This is a genomic window from Salinirubellus litoreus, assembly GCF_037335815.1.
Taxonomy (GTDB): domain Archaea; phylum Halobacteriota; class Halobacteria; order Halobacteriales; family Haloarculaceae; genus Salinirubellus; species Salinirubellus litoreus.
Window position 1 is genome coordinate 267,897 of the sequence record NZ_CP147842.1, and the last position, 17,669, is coordinate 285,565.

A 17,669-nucleotide genomic window follows, 5' to 3' on the forward strand; every position below is an offset into this window, starting at 1 on the left:
TAATAGGATTGGCGTGTGAGATACAGAGCATGAAATCGGCACGATGATCTGAACAGTACCAAATATTTTATTTATTCGTCGAAAATCACGGGTATGGAGTTAGACTACGATCCCGACGATCTTGATAAGTACTTTTCAAAATACGAGGCATTAAAACAAGACACTATTGACAAAACGATTGAATATACTGGTTATGAGGACAGAGATGAGTGGGAATGGGATGACGTGTGGGCGATGGCCCAAACAGCCGATGATGGGTACCCGGTCGAGTCATTAGAAGAACAAGAAAAACTGGCTGAGGCTGCATATTACTCGGTCAGTGATGATATAGAACATCAGGAGTGGATTGAAGCAAGACAGCGAATCATGATGCCATTCACATCAGCTACTACACAGGACATCACTGAGTTTTTCCCAGCAAGATTCGTGGAAGTCGCTGCCTCCGAGATATTATGGCATGCAGTCACCTTCGATATTTTAGGGCAAGCACCACAGGATCACACGTATTGAGTCGTTGAGCACAGGTTTGAACGAATAAGAGAAAGTCAATCGCGTGAAGTTTTTGGGAAAACAATCATGAGTGATGCGTAGAGTTTTCTCGGAGATAGCACCATGCTGTATGCGCGCTCTATATTTAGCACGGTCACTGAAATCCATCACTGTCGAAGGGTTTCAGTAGCGCCTCGCTACCTGATGTCGAGTTCGCTGGATTCTCACCGGTCGCTCTCGAGTGTGTCGAAACCCCCTGAAGCAGGGGGGCTACAGATCGCCCGTTCACCGGGAACGGGTACCGCGCTACCAGTCGAACCACTATCGGTGGGGTCACGATATAATCCTATGAACCAGTACAGCCGCTGGTAGTTCATCAATGTGAACGCTTCCGATCCGTACAGACCTGAACAGGGTGACCCTTCCAAACAGAGACGACTTGGTTCCCCTGTGGCGCCACCAGACATAGGTGCATCTGCAGCGTTCCCCGCGCCATCATGAGATCTGGACGGACACATTACGTCGGCGTCGACTGGTCAGCTGGTGCGTGGGTCACAGTCGTGTACTCTGATCGTATGGGGTCTCCCGATATTGGGATCTTCGACGAGATAGAGGAGCTTTGGGAAACGCACGGGGACACAAGTCACCGGATCGTCATCGACGCCCCGATCGGCCTGTGTGAATCGCTTGACGCAGACGGGTGCCCCTGTCTGGAAGAAGAGGATGAACTCTCTAGAGAGTGTGACGACCTCGCCAGACGCGTGGTCGGGAATCAGTATCGCTCGGTGTTCACAGCCCCGCTCGGGGAGCAGCAGAACTGGCCGCCGATGGCAAGGAGTACGCCGAAATCACTGAGAAGAACAGGGTGCTCACCGGGGAAGGACTGTCGCAGCAGGCCGCCAGCATCTCGAGGGGTATCGTCAAGGTCGAGAACCTGCTCCGGAACGGTGGGGACGAAGAGATCTTGGTCAAGGGGCACCCGGAGGTCTGTTTCCGGGCATTCAACGGCGAGTCGCTCACCCACAGCAAGAAAACGGCACCCGGCGTCGGCGAGCGATTCTCCGCGATTTCGGGCGTTCCCGAGTACCGCGATGGCGACTGGCGAACACTCGCAAGGGCGCTCGGGGACGAGGATCACACTGTCCAGCTGGACGATCTTCTTGATGCTCTCGTACTGGCCCCCACCGCCCGTGCTGACGACGTGAAGCTGCAGACGCTCCCGCTAGAGCCACCTGTCGATGCGAGAGGATTGCCGATGCAGATGGTCTATCGGAGCGAGGAAGAACTGAGAACCGGGTCTGGGTAGGTTTCGTGATATCGGGGGGAGAGCAATCAGTTGCCTCTGGGCGATCGAAGGACGAGTTACAGAGGGGGTGTTACGCCGATATGGCTTTCTCGGCGTACTCGTTCTCCCACTCTCGTCGGTCTTCGATCTCGCGCCGACCGCGCCGAGTGAGCGTGTAGGAGTTCGTCCGCCGATCTATCTCACCTTTCTCGACCAGCCCCTTGTCGACAAGCGTGTCGAGGTTCGGATACAGCCGGCTGTGATGGATCTCTGTCTCGTAGTAGGTCTCGAGCTCCTCCTTGATCTCGAGGCCGTGGGGTTCGTCCAGGCCGGCGATCGTGTACAGGAGATCTCACTGGAATCCGGTAAGGTCGTGCATTAGTCTACATACGGTATCTCGGCTGATAGGTCATTGCAAACGGGTGTCCCCGCGTGCGCCGTCGATCGCAGCCGTAAAGCCCCAGGTAGAACCGTCCAGTCGTCCGCCACCGGAGGCCATCCGAGGTAGTATCTCTGGCCAGAGCGGATTTCGGGGAGCTGCGTCGAATCGGAGCGATTAGTACGTTCTCTTACCAAACAGCTAGCCCTCTTCTTTCCCCGATTAGTTTGGTAAGAAGTTGGTACTCCGCACAGCGGCGTCGCAACAGTCTCGACACGGTGGGTGTAGCCGGCCCGGGACCTCAGTGCGAACTGGAACTGGTAAATGTTCGCGCGTTACGGTGTGGCTGACCGGCCGATAGTCGGGTCCTGCGCCACGGTTACTCGTGCTCGGCCGCGAGCTGGCGTGCCTTTCGGATCGCCTCCAGATAGACGGCTTCGTCCAGATAGAAGCCCTCCTCGAGGAGCGTTTCGAGTAGCTCGAGAAACTCGTCGAACGTGATCTCACCGTCACGAACCGCCCTGAACAGGAAATAGAGCGTTCCGCGTGGACGGAGGTCATGCAACCGGGCGACGTCGCGGACGCTCTCCTCGTCGACGAGGACCTCGTCGTGTTCCCGAGCCAGCGCCAGCGAGAGCACCTCGGTTTCACCCGCCTCGAGGTCGTACTTCTGTATGGCCTTCCACGGATCGATCTCGTGTACCTCGACCCAGCCGTCGTCGATTGCGTTCTCCACGAGGACCGCATCCCGTGCGCCCAGCTCCTTGCCGTTCACAACGACCTCTTCGTAGACTCTGGTGGGAATGAGGACGGGCTCGTACGCGGCACGCAGCCAGTCGAGCCGGCGAAGTTTTCCGAGGAAGATCAAGACCGTCGAGTCGGCGACGACTGCCCCCTCAGGCATCCGGGAAGTCCTCGCGCAGACTCTCTTTCGAATACTGGAAATGGACGCCGCGTTCGCGGAGTTCGGCGAGGACCTGTCGAAGCGAAAGGTCAGCCTGTTCGGCGAGCGTTCCCAACGAGATCTCCCCGCGCTCGTACCGCTCGAACGCCTGCTCGCGCCGGTGTTCTCGCACGGCGCGGTCGAGTAATCGTCGGGCGACGGCACTCTTATCGAGTTGCTCCTCTTCGCTGATGCGCTCGATCTCCGCCGCGAGGTCGTCCGGGAGGCGCGTGGTGAGTGTCGATCCCATGTGTATACGATTATCTACGTGTTGACACATATATAATCGTTTGCACCCCGGAGTGGTCGTTCTTAGGACGGATACTGCGGTGACTCGTCGGGGTACCACACCTCGAAAGCCCCCACCGGTTCAGCTCCCGCGGCTCGCTGCGGTCCTCGTCGCTCCCGCGGCTCGCTGCGGTCCTCGTCGCTCGCACGGCTCGCTCCTGTGGTCCTTGTTCCGCTGGACTCGCGTCGCTCGTCCATCGACGTTCGCCTCACTCCGTTCGGCTCACCGTCGCCGGGGGTCGCCGAACCGGCGGCCCCTTTCACTCCCGCCCCACAGAGGCTCGCCCCGCTCGCCGCTGCCGCCCTCCGCGTGCTCGCGGGTCGTGCCTCCCCGCTCGCATCGAGGCGCTCCACGCTCGCGGTTCCCTGCGGTCACCGCTCGCCCTCGTGGCCTCCCTGCGGTCGGCCACGCTGGTCGCGCCTCGCGACGCTCGGCACCGACCGTTCCGGGCGTGCGGCTCGCGGCCGTCGCGCCGCTCCGGCCGCTCACCGTTCCGGGCGGGTCACCGGGCGCGTGGCTGGTTGGTCGGGTTCGAGGGCGCGCTCCGCTCGCGCCCGTCTGGCGACGGGCGAAGGCGCGAGCGAGAGCGCGCAGCGATGATGGAGTGGCGCTGGTCGAGCGAGACGGCGTTGGTTGGGAGGCCGAGAGCCGCGGCTGGAGAGTCGTGGAGTCGGAAAAGGCGCCGAGTGAGCGCCTTCACGGAATGCACTTGGACCAGTGATTCCAATGTCAGTTAGAGAGTTCATCACTTATAAAGGTACGGTAGAACAGACACCAGAACACCCAGAGACGGCATCTGATCCCGTCTCGAAGGTGTGGTCAGTCGAACACGAGCGGTCGGCACTGACGATTTGCCCCGAATGCGAGGGACAGGTCGTCGCGGCCCGGTACGACTCCTACTGCGAGCGGTGCGGGTTGGTCGTCTCGGAATCACACCTCGAGCACGGCCCGACGCTGGCCGATGTGGGGAAGGGACAGAACAGTGGCGGCGCTCCCCGGGTCGAGACGGCATCTCCCTACCACGCGGACCCGATGGGGTCGACATTCTCATTCTCCTACTACGACGGGAAGGGTAATTCGCTCTCGGGCTCGCAGCTCAGGCGGGTGCGGCGGATGGAAAAGCGGATCCGGTGGGAGGGTGACTCGGCGGATCGGCTCCGGACGGATGCGCTGATGGACATCAGGGCGGTGGGCCGGAGTGCAGGCCTTCCCGAGTTCGTTCGCGAGCGGGCGACCGACCTGTTCAGGGACGCGCTCGAGGCCGGACTGGCCGACGGGCGGATGGCCTACGAGTCAGTGGCCACGGGGGCACTCATCGTGGCGATGCGGGAGGCAGGATGTCCACACTCGATCGACGCGATCACCCCGTGGGCACGCACCCCCGAGGAGCGCGGATGTGCCGGGGCGCGGAAGGTTCGACTCGGACTCGGACTCACCGACAGCTGTCCCCCGGTGCGGCCGGACGCCGTCGACGTGGTGTTCGAGTCGCTCGACGAGCAGATGGATGACCGTGACGGTCGGTTCGGAAGTTCGTATCTGGAGGTTCGGCAGGTGGCTTCCCACCTCATGGATCTGGCGGACGAGCTGGCGATCGGATCGGGGACACCACGACTGACCGTGGCGGCGGCGGCCGTCTACGCAGCCACCAAGCTCATCGGCGGTGTGCGGCTGACGCAGTCGGAACTCGCCGAGGCGGTCAGCCAGATCGTCGAAACCACCCCTGGGCGGGTCAGCCGGTACAACTGCCTGCTGCGGGCGGCCTACATCGAGCGACACGGTACCGACGATCCGACGATCGTCCTCGAGCGGGACACCGAGCGGCTGGAGTAATCGACGCGGCTCTTTTTTTGCGGTGGTTCGCCACGCCCCCACGAACCCGCCCGCCTCCCCACCCACCGCTGCCGACGCCGGGAGCGGCGCCGTGAGGGGCCGCGGAGGCGTCGGCAGCCACAACCTCGCTTGTGGTCGAATTGGCCAGGGGATGTTTTCCAGCGGGGGCTGCTGAGCCTCCAGCGCTGAGTGACCCTCCCTGTATAGCATGTTCACGGTGAATCAAAGTCAGTCGCGGTCTTTTATCATGAGTACAAATGCCGGAGACGTACCGAAGTCACGTGGTGGTCGTTGCTTCTGATCAGGCATCCCCCGTGTCGACAGGAACAGCGGTGAAGCCCAGAGTGCGGAAGTCATCGGGATCGAATGTGAAGACGTGAGTCACGTCTCGCTCCTCGGCGAGGACGCCACTCAGATGATCGACGAGCGTGATTTCCTGATCATCGTACTGCTCGAATTGCTCACAGGCACGCTCGAAGCGATCGTCGTCGACATCGAGTATAGTGAACAGTTCGCCCTGGCGGATGGCCGTGAGGGCCGTGATCGCAGCCTCGTGGCTGACTCGATAGAGCAACAGCCGCGTCGTCTCGGCGAGAATGTAGCGTGAGGTGTACACCGGCCGATAGAGGAGCTCACCAGTGCGGATCCGCTCGAAGAGACGCATCGTTCGGTCGTGATGCGCGTCGTCATCGTCGAACCGGGCGTAGAACGGCCCAGTATCGACGAAGAGCGGCGTCGGCTCGAGCCCGCTCATCGACGATCAGGACTCATCGTCGGAGGCAACTTTGTCCCGATAGAGATCCTCTGTGAGGTATTCGTCGACGTTCTCAGAGACGTCAGACTGCCCACTCGAGAACGTCGGGGCCGAGAAAAACGGATCGTCTGAGCCGATCTCCCACTCGTGCTCAGCCGATCCAGTCCGATTCGCGACGGCCTCATCAAGGGCCTCAAGGGCTTCCTCACGGGTGGGAGCCTGAACAGTGACTCCCCGTTTGTCGTCCCGTGCGATCCAGTAGCCGTCTTCGTCATCCGCTCCTTCTTCGTACGTCAGCGTGATCCGGGTGGTTGCTGGAGAGCCGGTGTTCGTGCTCATGGTCGGTCACTCCCCGTCGCCGAGCCGCCAGGCAAGCGAGTTGCCGATTTTTTTGCTCGTGACACGACCCATGTCTTCGAGCCGTCGCAGCCGGTAATCAGCGCTGGGTCGCTCGATTCCGAGTTCAGCAGCGACTTCACTCGTCGCTGCCGGTTCGTGTTTCCCCACCGCCGCGAGGACGTCGTCATCGGTGTGCTTCGGGATGAACCGCCCACGCTCGTCCCGGTCGCTCTCGCTCATGCTGTGACGGAGATAGGCCAGGAGTAAAAATCCATCTACTATGAAGTAGACGGAGAAGACATCACATAAGTGTCGTAAATGCTGCTCTCGATATCGACAGCCACAACCGAGATGGGAGTGACGGGGATCCACCACACACGCCAGTCCAGACTCCCCGTTATCGATTTGTAACTCTTGGCGTTTCGGGGCCGTCAGACCTGCTCGATGGACATCTGGCTGGGAGGCGAGAAAGGGGAATTGCACCTGCATCGCTGCGGTGGAGACGTGCGCGTCCGGCCGTGCGACTCTCGTTACCCCACGTTGGGGCACATCATCCGACCAGTGTGGGGTAACGATAGTACCCCCTTGGCTGACGACCACACCCTCGCGTCGTGTCGATCGGGGCATCGGTCCTGCCGTCTACTGTTTGTCAGCTATCGGGAGATGCAGACGTCACCTCGAATCACGGTCGGTGGTTTGTCTGCCCCACAGGGTGGAGCCAGACTCCAGCTATGAACCACCACTCCGAACGAACCATCGAACTCGACCCCACCGCCGCAATCGCGCTGCGTGACTGGCTGGTCACGCTCAGCCAACACCTCGGGCTCAACGCCGCGACAGCTGCCGAAGCCCCGACACCACCGACATCCGTCGCACCGGATGAGATTGCACCCTACCTCGGCGAGCTCGCCTTCCTACTCGACGCAAGCGGGTGTCCAGATCCCGAAACCGCCAGTGTTTGCATCAGTATTGCAAGCGAGCCAGCCATCGACATCGATCGCAATCGCGTCTTCGAGAGCCAACTCAACGTACTCGACGACCGTGCCGATACGTCCGACGCCGACCCCGTGTTCGACGACCCGGGCGCGTACTCGTCGTCTCCCGATACCTGGGGGCCTCGTGACGCTGCGCCTGATACTGCTGACGCTTCCGTGCCTGCGCGAGGCTACTACGTCGACCCCGAACACGATGCCCGAGAGTACGACCTGGGTATCTACGCCCCTCTCGAGGACGCCATCTGGCATGCGACTCCAACGCGGTCTCCTCGATCGGGTGCCGACCCCTCGCCCTCCCATACCGCGGGTAGAGACCCGGACTCGGAGACGACTGCATCCGGGGATGAGTCAGCTGACACTGATCGCTCGGGCTGACTGGAGCGCGGAGCGGACAGCTCTATCGACCCCGAGCAGCAGAATCCCGCGAGGACTCACGAGAGGCGGTCACGGGACCGACAGAACGACGGAAACGTGGGGTGGGGAGGCCGCGAGTCGGACCCGAACGGCCACCACCCCAACTCTCCTGACTGTCCCAACTCCCTACCCAGTAGCTGTCTAACCGAACGATGCTTTCGGCCCGGACCGCGCGCTCTGCAGTGAGTGAACTCGAGAACGTGGGCCTGGTCACGGAAGAGGTGTACCTCCCGGACGCCCGCAAGAAGCTCTACCGGGCGCAGCCAGTGACCGAGCCCGCTGAGTGGGAGTAGTCGACCAACCACCCGAGTCAATAGCATATCGTTCTTGTCGATCGCCCCGGCGTGATGAAGCAACCCCGCGGATCATTCCTCCACAGACGTCCATCGCTCGACCGTTGTCGCAGGGGAAGTCTCAACCGCACAGACTCGATACTGAGACCATGGCCCAACGTGACGCGGCCAAATCGCTCGAGTGTCGTTGTACCCGCTGCAAGTACAACAATAACGGGACCTGTGGGTATCAGGGCCGCCTCCTCATCAACCAGAACGGGGAGTGTGAGATGATGGAAACCGGCTTCGGTGGACCGCCCGGCCCGTATGGGGATAGCGGCGAGCAATAGGCCCCCTCCGTAGAGCCGATCCAACACCGTCCTGCGTGGCGGTGGGGCGAATGGATACGACCGTTCCATCGCTCACCCGACTGTAGGAGCGTGGTAACTACGACGGGAGATGGAAGGCCGACGTTCGCGACTCCCGTCGAGTAGCAGGACTCTGTCCCGCCCGCGTGGCCAGCAACGCCCCTGCCCCTCGATTGTGGGGCGCCCTCAGATATCATATCTCGGTCATAAAGACGGCGGCGTTTTAAGTACTCCTGGCCCGAATCACCGTACGCCGGCGAGTCGAGCGTGAGCCCAGATGTGGTCAAACGAACCCCGGCCGCTGCCCGACTGGATCCAGGACGCCTACGAGATCCTGCTCGCTCAGTCCACCGACCGTCAGGAGGGTTTCTCCCACGAGCGGGCGTACGACCTGCTGCTCGGGCACAGCGACTTTCCGGACGAGCCAACCGACGCCGAGTATGCGATCGAACGACTGCTCAGTTCCGGGTGGCTCTACGAGGTCGACGGCAACCTCCGCATCACTGACCCAGAGACCTGAGCCAATCAACACGACACCCGTCGGAGATCGAGGCTCTCTTGAAGAACGTTACCCCACAGGCCCTGACAGATACCCGCATGTGGAGTAACGACTGGTAAACGAGGGAGGAGACCGACGGTTATTCGAACCGGCATCCAGCTGATAGACTGCTCACAACGCCCCTGGAGAGACAGGTGAGTGTACCCCTTCACAACGGAGTGAGACGCTCGTCTCCTAATCATCACGGCAAAGAGTTGGTCTAACGAAACCATCGTTCGATTGAAGATACCACTCGGCATTAAAGCAGGTCGGGGGCTGAGCTACGACACCACCGTCCTGAAGATAGCGGTGAAAAAAGAACGGTGAGATGGAATCAGACCGACTCCTGACCCGGCGGACGCCAGTCGGACGCTCATTCGTCCCGACGCCATCCATAACTTCGCGAAGGTGATTTCAATTAAAAAATTACATATTTGACAGGTAATACAATAGTTACCCGACATCTAAGACCGCCGAAATAGCACCCGAGCATCGTTAAGCAAGCCACGGATAGTTAAACTATTAGAAAATGACTATTATGATATATCATGATTGGATCGGGACTTATAAGCAATCGCATCAAAGCCAGTCTTTCCGAGGTTCACGATTCTAATCATTTTGAATGTTCATTCAGCATAGACACGTATACACAGTAGTAGGACATAGATGTCTGAATCGATGTACGATGTGAAGCCACCCCTATCGGGGGTCATGAAATTCGTCGCCGCTCCTTCCGCTGGCTTCACACCGACGCCTCCCCCAGCGATGCCAAGGGCCACCGCGTCCGTGGTGGTTTATCTCAGGCGGTCCGCCTTCCATCCTCACCCTGACAGTCTCATAATAACTACTATCGCCGTGTCCCTTCCAACCGCCGACTCGCCGGGCCGAGGGCACGGCGAACGACCCGCCCGGGAGCGTCGTCTTGATGGGCGCTACGTTCGTAACTGTCTCACTTCCGGCTCCATGGTGCCCTTGGAATCAAGCAACCGTACAGATCAGCGTCCTCGAAACGAGAGCGGGCGTCTTATTCCCGTCGTAGACGTAGCGCATGCTCGCGAGGAATAGAGCTGGGCTTCGTTAAGAGAAATTCGACTGCAGCCATGCCTGTATCCACATGAATAGGAAGATCATGCTGTGGCCTTAGGAGACGTTCTGATGCCATCTGTGGCGCCAATTGAATGTCTCGTTACCTCCAGACGAAGGACTGACTGCTATATCGGCCCCTGATATCCCGGATCGCCCGGCATTGGCCGCCGCCGGATCATCTTGTCGATCGGTGGGTTCACTAGGAACATGATGCCGTTCCTGAGGCCGATGTACCACGGTGGGTCGAATTCCCACTGGGCCTGACCTTCCTCCGTACCTTTATATTGGTATCCCTGCTCTTCGTTTATCTCGATCTCTTCTTTGGTTGGTCTCCCGGATTGCTGACGTATATCCTGGGCACGATCCAGGTTTCGTCTCGCCATATAATCGAGAACAAAGAGGGCAGCATCGGGACCGACGGCTTTCAACGTCGTTTTGCCGAATCGCTTTGCACTTTTTGACATACTCGCGCCGCCTCCACTGTCAGCCCCAGTTTTGCTGCCACCGCCGCCTCTGCTCTTTCCACTGCCACCATCACTGTTACTACCGCCGGATCCTGACGAACTACCAGCAGAGCCACCGCCAGACGTGGACTCGCCATTGTCGACGAGGTTCTCGGGTGCGTCACACAATCGCGCCTTAACGGGATGTTTCTTGTAGGCCTGCTTCCGTTTTTTGATCGTTTCTCGACAGATACGTCGTCTCGGCTGCTTTCCGCTGCTTGATTTCGATCCCGATCCGGAACTGGATTTCGAACTCCCCGACTTCGAGGTGCTCTTACCGCCGCTAGTCTGTTCAGGCTCTAAAGTGACCTTTTCCGACGGTTTGCCCTTTTTGTACGTCGAATCCTCTGGCGGATCCGCGTGGTGGGCCGACTTCCCGTCCTCGTGGGACATTTGTTTGGCGTGATCGCGTGCCTCTTTGTGACCGACATCACGCGTCTTCTCCGTATCTGTCGGCGACACGAGCGTCGCCGCCAGTTCAGCGTGTCTGTACAACGATTCTTTCTTTTTCATCGACTGGAGGACGCACCGACCACCTTTTGTCTCCCCGCTCAGCGTGGATTTTCCGCCCTGTTTGACGTACTCCTCCGCAGCGTTCGAGGCTTTGGAGCTTTTTGTCATCGCCTTGTTCTCGTCGGAGGTACACTTGTTGGCCTCATTATACTCCGAAGAAGTCCCAGTCGGATCGGTCGCTCGGAGCGGATTGTTCTTCACGTACGAGTACGTGTTAAGACCATCCGTGGTCCCTTTGGGGTCGGTCGTCGTCCACCGCACAAGCCACGGCGCGTAGTAGCGCTGGCCGTGGTAGTACAGACCGCTCTCCTCGTCACGTTCTTTGCCAGTGAAGCGGTACCGCTTGCGAGCGTAGCCGCCGAAGGCGGTCGCTCCGAAGGGAGTAAACTCCTCATAGTCGACCCAGTCGCCGTCGTCGTCGACTACAAGCGTGCTGCTGTCGAGATGATCGCTATGCTGGTACCGAACGCTGGGGGTCGGATCCGAGGGATCCAGTGGTGAGCCGACACGGACCAGCGCGACGCGGTCAGTGTCGTCCATGACGTGGATTGTGTTGTTCGCCCGAGCCTCCCTGCCATCGGAGTCGAACTCCCGCGACCGATATTCGAAGATGCCGTCGATGTACACCGTCACCTCGGTTTGCCCTTGCTTTTCAATTACCTTCTTGACGCGCTGGCCGCCAGCGTCGTAGGCGTAGGAAGCCGTGACCGACGGGGGACCGTCACCCGCCGCCTCCTCGTAGTACCGCAGGCGGTCCCGGTAGTCCCACCCGAACGTAGCGTTTTGCTCCGTCAGGAGATTCCCGGCCTTGTCATAGGTGTGCGTCGGCATCGAGTGCCCGTTGGGATCTCTGACGTGAGTCACCCGGTTGTTCGCCGGCGTGGACGCCCACCCGTTGCTGGTCCATTCTCTTGGATGCGTGCCTCCGATGCCAAAGGTCCGCGACCAGTCTGATGCGCCAGCGTGGCCTATCTTCGTCAGGTTGCCGGCTGCGTCGTATTGGTAGGTCTCCTCATACAGTGCAGTCTGGTCGGGCGCGTTCGTCCGGGTCACATCCGGGACGCCGTAACGCTGCTCCTGATCGGTCGTCGGGCTCGTATCGCCCCACGGTCGTGGTCGAGGCATATTCGATGTCTCCCGCCCGGTCGCTTTCGTCAGCCGGTTCAAGGTGTCGTACTCGAATTCTCTCTCAAGTGCGTCGACTCCATCGGGGGTATCTCTGACGCCAGAGTTCGGCGTCCGGTCGGCGATCGTCCGTACGTTGCCGACCCTGTCGTATTCATACCCGAAGTCTTGGAGAACGACCGACGAAGCGTCCGTGTCTGGCTCGTATCCTCCGCTGGCCGTTGTCTCGTAAGGCTGTGTTAACTGCCGCCGAAGTCGCTGTGTCCGGTCGTCGTACGCGTAGCGGGTCATCACGCCGTTTCCGTACGCGATTAGCGTCCGATCACCACCTGCGTCGTAGCCGATACACTCAACGTACGAGTCTACCTGCTCGCCTTCCGTAGCGACGTTCGAGGCCAGATCCACGCGTTCGAGCGCACCGCCCCGGTTGTACGACATCCGGAACTCCTTGCGATCGCCGGACTCGTCTGCCGGGAGCCGGCGTCTGCGCACCCGCCCCAAGGCGTCGTACTCCATGTCGAGTCTGAACGTACCGCTCGCGAGCAGGTCTCTCTCGCGACTGGCGACGTCGCTGCCGCTCACAGGGGTCCAGTCGATCACATCGGACGTTACTGCATCGTCGTCAAGCACGCGTCGTTGCTTCTTCTGTGGATTTCCTTTGAAATCGTAGGCCTCAAATTGCACTCGCCCTGCCTCGTCGTAGCTCCGGTTAACCCGCCCGAGGATGTTCCGGTCGCGCGCGTCGCCTGCCGACAGCGTGTCGTCCGTCTCGCCATGATAGACCCGCCTACGAAGCGTTACTGACTCCGTAGTAGCGTCCCGCCCCCATGCGTGTGTAACACGATTCTTTAGGTCGTATCGATGGCACTCGAGTGCACCCTTGGCGTCGCGCCGTTCGAGTTCGTTACCCGCCGCGTCGAGCACGATCCGCTTCGTGCCGCGATCGCGCGTCTCCGAACGAAGTTCATTATTCGCGAGGTCATAGCCGTACTTGAACGCCGTTCGCCCGAGCTGGTCGGTGACCGATACGACGTTGCCACGGATGTCGTACTCGCGTTCCGTCTGCACTCGTTCGATCGTCGCGTCGTCACTCGTCCGATTGCGCTCGACGGTCTCGATCACGCGTCCAAGCGGGTCGTACCGTCTACTCGTGGGTGTGTTCCAGTGGTGATCGTACTCACCCGACTCGCCGGGGTGCGTTCGGCCCGCATTGTCGTTGGCGTCGTATTCGAACACCTCCCAGGGTGTGGGTTCGTAGGCGTCTGGATCGTTGAGGCTGTCTTCCGGGACGCTCCCGCGGATACTCCGCGATTCGGAGCCGTCGGGATACACGCTTCGGACTTCCCGACCGAGTGGGTCGTAGTAGGTGTCCGTGTGCCGACCGATCGTCTCCCGGTTCGAGGTGGCGGCCTCGCTCCGCGAGAGGAAGTCCCAGCCCTCGCTGACACGGAAGAACGGTTCGTACTCCTCGACTACGTTGCCCTTGTTGTCGAACGTTTCCCAGCCGCTGACTCGGACGCGTTGCTTGGTTGCGTTGACCTCGTGAACAGTAACCGGGTGAGCTTCAAGATCCGACTGGTCGAGTGAGAGGACCCCCTTACCGAAGGTTCCATCCTCGCCGTAGATCCGTGTCTCCGCCTGGGACTGGCTCTGGACGATACGTCCGAACCCGTCCGAGTACTCTCGGGACTGCTGGAACCGTTCGGGATACTGTTCGATTTCGGGCCGCTCGGGTATGTCTGCAGTGGGGTCCCGCGGGAAGAGCTCCTCGATATCTGCCTCAGTCAACTCCGACTCCCCGCGCTCGCGCCTTCGTTCGTTCTCCTGCTCGATGACGTCAAAGGCGTGGCGGGTCCGCTCGATCGCGTGGACATACGCCGGTTCGGGATTCGCCGGCGGACTGCGCTCGAACGCGCGGAAGTGGTAGACAAACCGCTTGCTCGGCTGATCGGGGGTATCTCCGTTTTGCTCGCCCTGTTTGCCGAGGTTGGCGACCGACTTAACCTTCCCCAGCGGGTTGTACTCGTTTCGAGTTCTGTTCCCGTTTGGATCGGTCGTTTCCCGTTGCTTCATCGCCGCGTAGTCGTAGGTCGTGGTCGTGGACAGGCCCGCGGGATCGATGACTTCTGTCGGAGTCAGATCGTAGGGGTCGTAGGACGCGAGGGTCGTCTCGTTCCCGAGTGGATCCTGAGTTGCCACCAGGAGTCCGCGGTCACTATTCCTGCCGGGCTGCTGGACATCGTAGGCGGCGCGGTAGGTCGTTGCGAAGTAACCTGTCGTCGCACTCGTGGCGTCCGGGAGGTCCTGTCTGACGACGTAACCGGCACGTTCGGCCATGCCGTCCCTGAACTCCGTCGGATAGGCGCTTGACCAGGTCGGTGCGTCGGCCGTGAGATACGACGGCGGACCGGCGGCCGGCGGATTGTCGCCCCCCGGATAGACGTCGGCGATGATCTCGTTGGTCAGGACCAGCTCTGTCGTTCTTACGCGGTTCCCATAGTCCCCGAGTTCACCTAGCGACAGCCCTTCGAAAGCCTCTCCATCGTAGAAGTGCCGGGTCAAGCCGATCAGTCGTCGTGTGACCTCATCGTCCGCAATTGCGTCGAGCAATTCGTCGACGGTCCTGTCACGCTCGACTTCGATCTCGTATGCGCGTTTCGCCGCGAGCCGATCGACAAGATAGTGGGTATCATCGCGTCTGTACGCGAACCTGGATCGCTCCTGTGTGACGAGATAGCCGTCGGTTGCGGCGCCAGGCTCCCAGCCCTGCGGCGCCGCGATTTCGATCGTGTTTTGTGGCTGTCCATAGCGGTCGTAATCTCCGACGACAGTGATCGTCGTCTTCGGATCCTCACCGCGTTCCCAGGAGGTCTCTCGTGATTGAGCTTGATAGGGATAGAATACCGTCCGCCGATCGTCCCCGCTGTCGCCCGCAGACTCTTGACGGAGACCGTAGGCCCGCTCAGAAACGGTGTAAGGACGGTCGTCCCTGCTCGCACCGTCTCGGGCGTACACCTCCGTTCGGATGGGCCGCCCCTGTAATGCCCTGACGGCATCGCGTCGATCTCGTCGTTTTAGCCGATCGAGAAGACGCTCCGTCTCCGCCGGTCGATCGATCAATCTGGAATCGCCGTCCCAGTACTCGTTCGTGTACTCGATCTCCCGCCAGTCGCCGTGGGCCCTGCCAGCCGGCCCCAGCTCGAACCAAGTCCTCGTCAACGAAGGCGGCGAGAACTGTTCGCGTCCACCGATTCGTCCGGTCGACACGTCGGCGTCGGTGCTGCTCTCCGTGTACGATTCGAACGACTCGCTATCGGACTGTTCGACCATCCCGAACCCGCGGTACTCCCGTTCGACCCCGTCGTAGTGTCCGTGGTGATAGGTGTACTCGGTCGTCTCCCGTCCGCCGGAGATTTCGTCGACGTTCTCGACCCGCTCGACCACCCAGGTCGGCTGTGGGAGTGTCGTTTTCCAGCCCTCGCCTTCGCGCTCGGACTGTAGGTAGAAGGCCGTCGAGGGTGCGTACTTGATCCTGGTCGTGGCACCCATGTTGTTCCGGCTCTCGGTCAGCAGGTACGGCTTCCGGTCGCCGATGAGGTTGAGGAAGTACATCTCATCGCTGCCGGCGCGTCCACCGTCGCTGTACAGCAGCCCGCCGATCCCGTCGCCCTCAATGTCAACCAAGCGGACGGCGTCCGTGTCTGTGACTGTCGGTGTTCCCGTGATTTCGTAGGGCTCGCTCCAGCTGTTGCCACACTGGTTCATCCACACCCGAACTCGGTCGTCTTCGACGTAGACAAGGTCGGTCAGGCCGTCCCCGTCGATGTCGCCGAGCAAGATCCGCCCGGGATCGTGTCCCCTGGGCAGATTGGGTGGGTCATCCATTCTGACCCGCCGACCCCAGTCAGCGTAGCCCCGGTTGGGCCAGTAGGAGACGTGCCCGTCGTCGATCATGACGATGTCTTGAAGTCCATCGCCACAGCAGTCCGCCAGCCGGAGCCGTGGGTCGCTGAAATCGACCCGTTTGAGCCCGTCAATCCCGCCGGTGACGGTCCGGGTCTCTGTCCAACCCTTTTCTCGATCCTGAAAGAAACACTCGAACTGTTCGCTGGTCCGGACGATGTCGGTCACGCCGTCCCCGGTGAGATCTGTCATCTGTACGTTCGGCGCGTCAAGATTGACGCTCGGGAGCCCTTCAAACGCCTGAAAGGAGGATTCGGCCCAGCCGCCGTCCCGGTTGAGCGGGAAGTACCCACTCAGTGGCGTATCGAAAGTGACGAGATCAATCCGCCCGTCGCCGTCGACGTCCATTAACTGTACATCTGTATCGGCGAGGCTCAGCCCGACCGGAGATTCGTCCATCGGCCGGGGCTCGTCGAACTCGCCGTCGCCCAGGTTGCGCCAATACCGGATCTCATCGTCAATCTCTACTATGTCGGGGAGGCCGTTCCCGAACAGGTCAGCGAGTTCGATTTCCGGTGCTGAGAGCGACTGGCTCGGCACTGGCCCGGAAAGTGACTCGAAGTCACGACCTTCCGGATCGAACTGCGAATACGATAGCTGAACGGGAGGGAGCCGCTGTGTGTCGCCGTCGTCATGGCCGACGACCTGGATACGTGTGAGCTGTGACGCGCCGTTTCTCGGCGTGGACTCGCCGGCCAGCTCATCGGCGTAGGTCAGCTCGTAACTGCGGATGGGACGATCCCGATCCGCGTGCGTGCGGACGATGATCCGTGAGCCACGCTTTCGCGTCCGGATCTCAAACCCGGACGTGTAGCTGGCGATCGGTTCTGGCCGGGGTTCGTACTCGAACTCGACCGTGACGAGAAAGTCCGACCGTCCGCTCTCATCCTCATAGTCGACGTAGCTGATGGCGTCGAGATACAGCTGGTCCCAGTGATGCTGATCCGTCTCGCCGGTGTCGCGGGCGTACTCGTACTCGATCCGGTTACCGTGCGTGTCGACTGTCTCCGTGAGGTACCACTTGAAAACCCTCGTCCGATCGCTTGGATCGGCGACGGTTGCTGGATCACTACCAACGCTGTCGGGCGTGCCGTATCGACGGCGTGTCTCGTCTTTGGCCTCGACGATCCAGTGGTCGGTCGACGGGCTGCGGTGGTGCTCAATGCGTGCGAACTCGCTCTCGATCCGTGGTCGGTACCGCGTGACACGCGTCCCGTCGGACTCGTCGTACTGATCGACCTGAACGAGATCCTTCCCGCCCAGCAGGAACGTGTCCTCTCCGTCATCGTAGACGGGCACGCCGGTCTTTGTTTTCCGGCTGATCGACGGCACGCCAAGCGCCCAGCCCAGTCCGTACCGCCCGTCGCCGTTGCCCGAGCTGTACGCAAGGTTCAGATCTGGCTGGAGGCCGTTCCGTCCGTCGGGGACGTCGATCGGCATCGTATAGCTCGCCGAGCCGGTCTGTTTCCGCGTCGAGAACTTCCCACCGGTTCCTTTGAGAGCACCCCCGCCCGACGGGAGCGACATCACCTGATCCGAGACGCCGGACTTGTCGCTCATCGCCACACCTCCGCGCTCGATCGG

The 17,669-nt window shown here is 60.8% G+C and carries 12 protein-coding genes and 1 pseudogene; 6 read left to right on the plus strand and 7 right to left on the minus strand.

The features are described 5' to 3' along the window. Positions 1 to 93 precede the first annotated feature (93 nt). The 3 genes and pseudogenes from WDJ58_RS24250 (at position 94) to WDJ58_RS24260 (ending at position 1,795) form a co-directional block, all read left to right on the plus strand. Complete coding sequence (locus tag WDJ58_RS24250; protein ID WP_338918179.1) at positions 94 to 510, plus strand: hypothetical protein; 417 nt, start codon at positions 94 to 96, stop codon at positions 508 to 510. A 554-nt stretch (positions 511 to 1,064) separates the two neighbouring features. After that, a pseudogene (locus tag WDJ58_RS24255) lies at positions 1,065 to 1,214 on the plus strand (DUF429 domain-containing protein); the annotation flags it as partial. 122 nt (positions 1,215 to 1,336) lie between these two features. Next, positions 1,337 to 1,795 (plus strand): DUF429 domain-containing protein, encoded by a 459-nt coding sequence (locus WDJ58_RS24260; protein ID WP_338918393.1) that lies wholly within the window; start codon positions 1,337 to 1,339, stop codon positions 1,793 to 1,795. 70 nt (positions 1,796 to 1,865) lie between these two features. Here the strand turns inward: WDJ58_RS24260 and WDJ58_RS24265 are convergent, their stop codons facing one another. The 3 genes from WDJ58_RS24265 to WDJ58_RS24275 all read right to left on the minus strand — a co-directional run bounded on the left by WDJ58_RS24265 (position 1,866) and on the right by WDJ58_RS24275 (position 3,346). After that, a complete protein-coding gene (locus WDJ58_RS24265; protein WP_338918394.1) occupies positions 1,866 to 2,120 on the minus strand; it encodes a PadR family transcriptional regulator in 255 nt (84 codons plus the stop codon). 412 nt (positions 2,121 to 2,532) lie between these two features. Continuing rightward, entirely contained in the window at positions 2,533 to 3,057 is a 525-nt protein-coding gene (locus WDJ58_RS24270) for a DUF3368 domain-containing protein (RefSeq protein ID WP_338918180.1), read from the minus strand. Beyond that, complete coding sequence (locus WDJ58_RS24275) at positions 3,050 to 3,346, minus strand: UPF0175 family protein (RefSeq protein ID WP_338918181.1); 297 nt, start codon at positions 3,344 to 3,346, stop codon at positions 3,050 to 3,052. The genes WDJ58_RS24270 and WDJ58_RS24275 overlap by 8 nt, the downstream gene beginning before the upstream one ends. 852 nt (positions 3,347 to 4,198) lie before the next feature. Here WDJ58_RS24275 and WDJ58_RS24280 point away from each other — a divergent pair. After that, positions 4,199 to 5,215 carry a hypothetical protein gene (locus tag WDJ58_RS24280; protein WP_338918182.1) on the plus strand — a complete coding sequence of 339 codons (1,017 nt, stop codon included), beginning with the start codon at positions 4,199 to 4,201 and terminating at the stop codon, positions 5,213 to 5,215. Between the two features lie 301 nt (positions 5,216 to 5,516). Here WDJ58_RS24280 and WDJ58_RS24285 read toward each other — a convergent pair whose 3' ends face one another. The 3 genes from WDJ58_RS24285 to WDJ58_RS24295 are packed head-to-tail and all read right to left on the minus strand — an operon-like array spanning position 5,517 to position 6,548. Then, complete coding sequence (locus WDJ58_RS24285) at positions 5,517 to 5,969, minus strand: type II toxin-antitoxin system VapC family toxin (RefSeq protein WP_338918183.1); 453 nt, start codon at positions 5,967 to 5,969, stop codon at positions 5,517 to 5,519. Positions 5,970 to 5,975: 6 nt separating this feature from the next. Next, positions 5,976 to 6,308 carry a type II toxin-antitoxin system HicB family antitoxin gene (locus WDJ58_RS24290; protein WP_338918184.1) on the minus strand — a complete coding sequence of 111 codons (333 nt, stop codon included), beginning with the start codon at positions 6,306 to 6,308 and terminating at the stop codon, positions 5,976 to 5,978. 6 nt (positions 6,309 to 6,314) lie between these two features. After that, a complete protein-coding gene (locus tag WDJ58_RS24295) occupies positions 6,315 to 6,548 on the minus strand; it encodes a helix-turn-helix domain-containing protein (protein WP_338918185.1) in 234 nt (77 codons plus the stop codon). A 491-nt stretch (positions 6,549 to 7,039) separates the two neighbouring features. Here WDJ58_RS24295 and WDJ58_RS24300 point away from each other — a divergent pair, with 491 nt between their 5' ends. Then, positions 7,040 to 7,678: a hypothetical protein gene (locus tag WDJ58_RS24300; RefSeq protein WP_338918186.1), complete on the plus strand. Its 639-nt coding sequence runs from the start codon at positions 7,040 to 7,042 to the stop codon at positions 7,676 to 7,678. Positions 7,679 to 8,634: 956 nt separating this feature from the next. After that, entirely contained in the window at positions 8,635 to 8,877 is a 243-nt protein-coding gene (locus tag WDJ58_RS24305; RefSeq protein ID WP_338918187.1) for a hypothetical protein, read from the plus strand. A 1,229-nt stretch (positions 8,878 to 10,106) separates the two neighbouring features. On the opposite strand, the gene WDJ58_RS24310 is transcribed toward WDJ58_RS24305, so the two are convergent. Continuing rightward, on the minus strand, positions 10,107 to 17,645 hold the full coding sequence (locus WDJ58_RS24310) for a SpvB/TcaC N-terminal domain-containing protein (protein ID WP_338918188.1): 7,539 nt from the start codon (positions 17,643 to 17,645) through the stop codon (positions 10,107 to 10,109). Positions 17,646 to 17,669: the final 24 nt, after the last annotated feature.

Bases quoted from the DNA above. Each gene is read 5' to 3' on its own strand.
- WDJ58_RS24290 (WP_338918184.1), bottom strand. From the start codon at position 6,308: ATGAGCACGAACACCGGCTCTCCAGCAACCACCCGGATCACGCTGACG.
- WDJ58_RS24250 (WP_338918179.1), top strand. From the start codon at position 94: ATGGAGTTAGACTACGATCCCGACGATCTTGATAAGTACTTTTCAAAA.
- WDJ58_RS24300 (WP_338918186.1), top strand. From the start codon at position 7,040: ATGAACCACCACTCCGAACGAACCATCGAACTCGACCCCACCGCCGCA.
- WDJ58_RS24305 (WP_338918187.1), top strand. From the start codon at position 8,635: ATGTGGTCAAACGAACCCCGGCCGCTGCCCGACTGGATCCAGGACGCC.
- WDJ58_RS24295 (WP_338918185.1), bottom strand. From the start codon at position 6,548: ATGAGCGAGAGCGACCGGGACGAGCGTGGGCGGTTCATCCCGAAGCAC.
- WDJ58_RS24275 (WP_338918181.1), bottom strand. From the start codon at position 3,346: ATGGGATCGACACTCACCACGCGCCTCCCGGACGACCTCGCGGCGGAG.
- WDJ58_RS24285 (WP_338918183.1), bottom strand. From the start codon at position 5,969: ATGAGCGGGCTCGAGCCGACGCCGCTCTTCGTCGATACTGGGCCGTTC.
- WDJ58_RS24310 (WP_338918188.1), bottom strand. From the start codon at position 17,645: ATGAGCGACAAGTCCGGCGTCTCGGATCAGGTGATGTCGCTCCCGTCG.
- WDJ58_RS24270 (WP_338918180.1), bottom strand. From the start codon at position 3,057: ATGCCTGAGGGGGCAGTCGTCGCCGACTCGACGGTCTTGATCTTCCTC.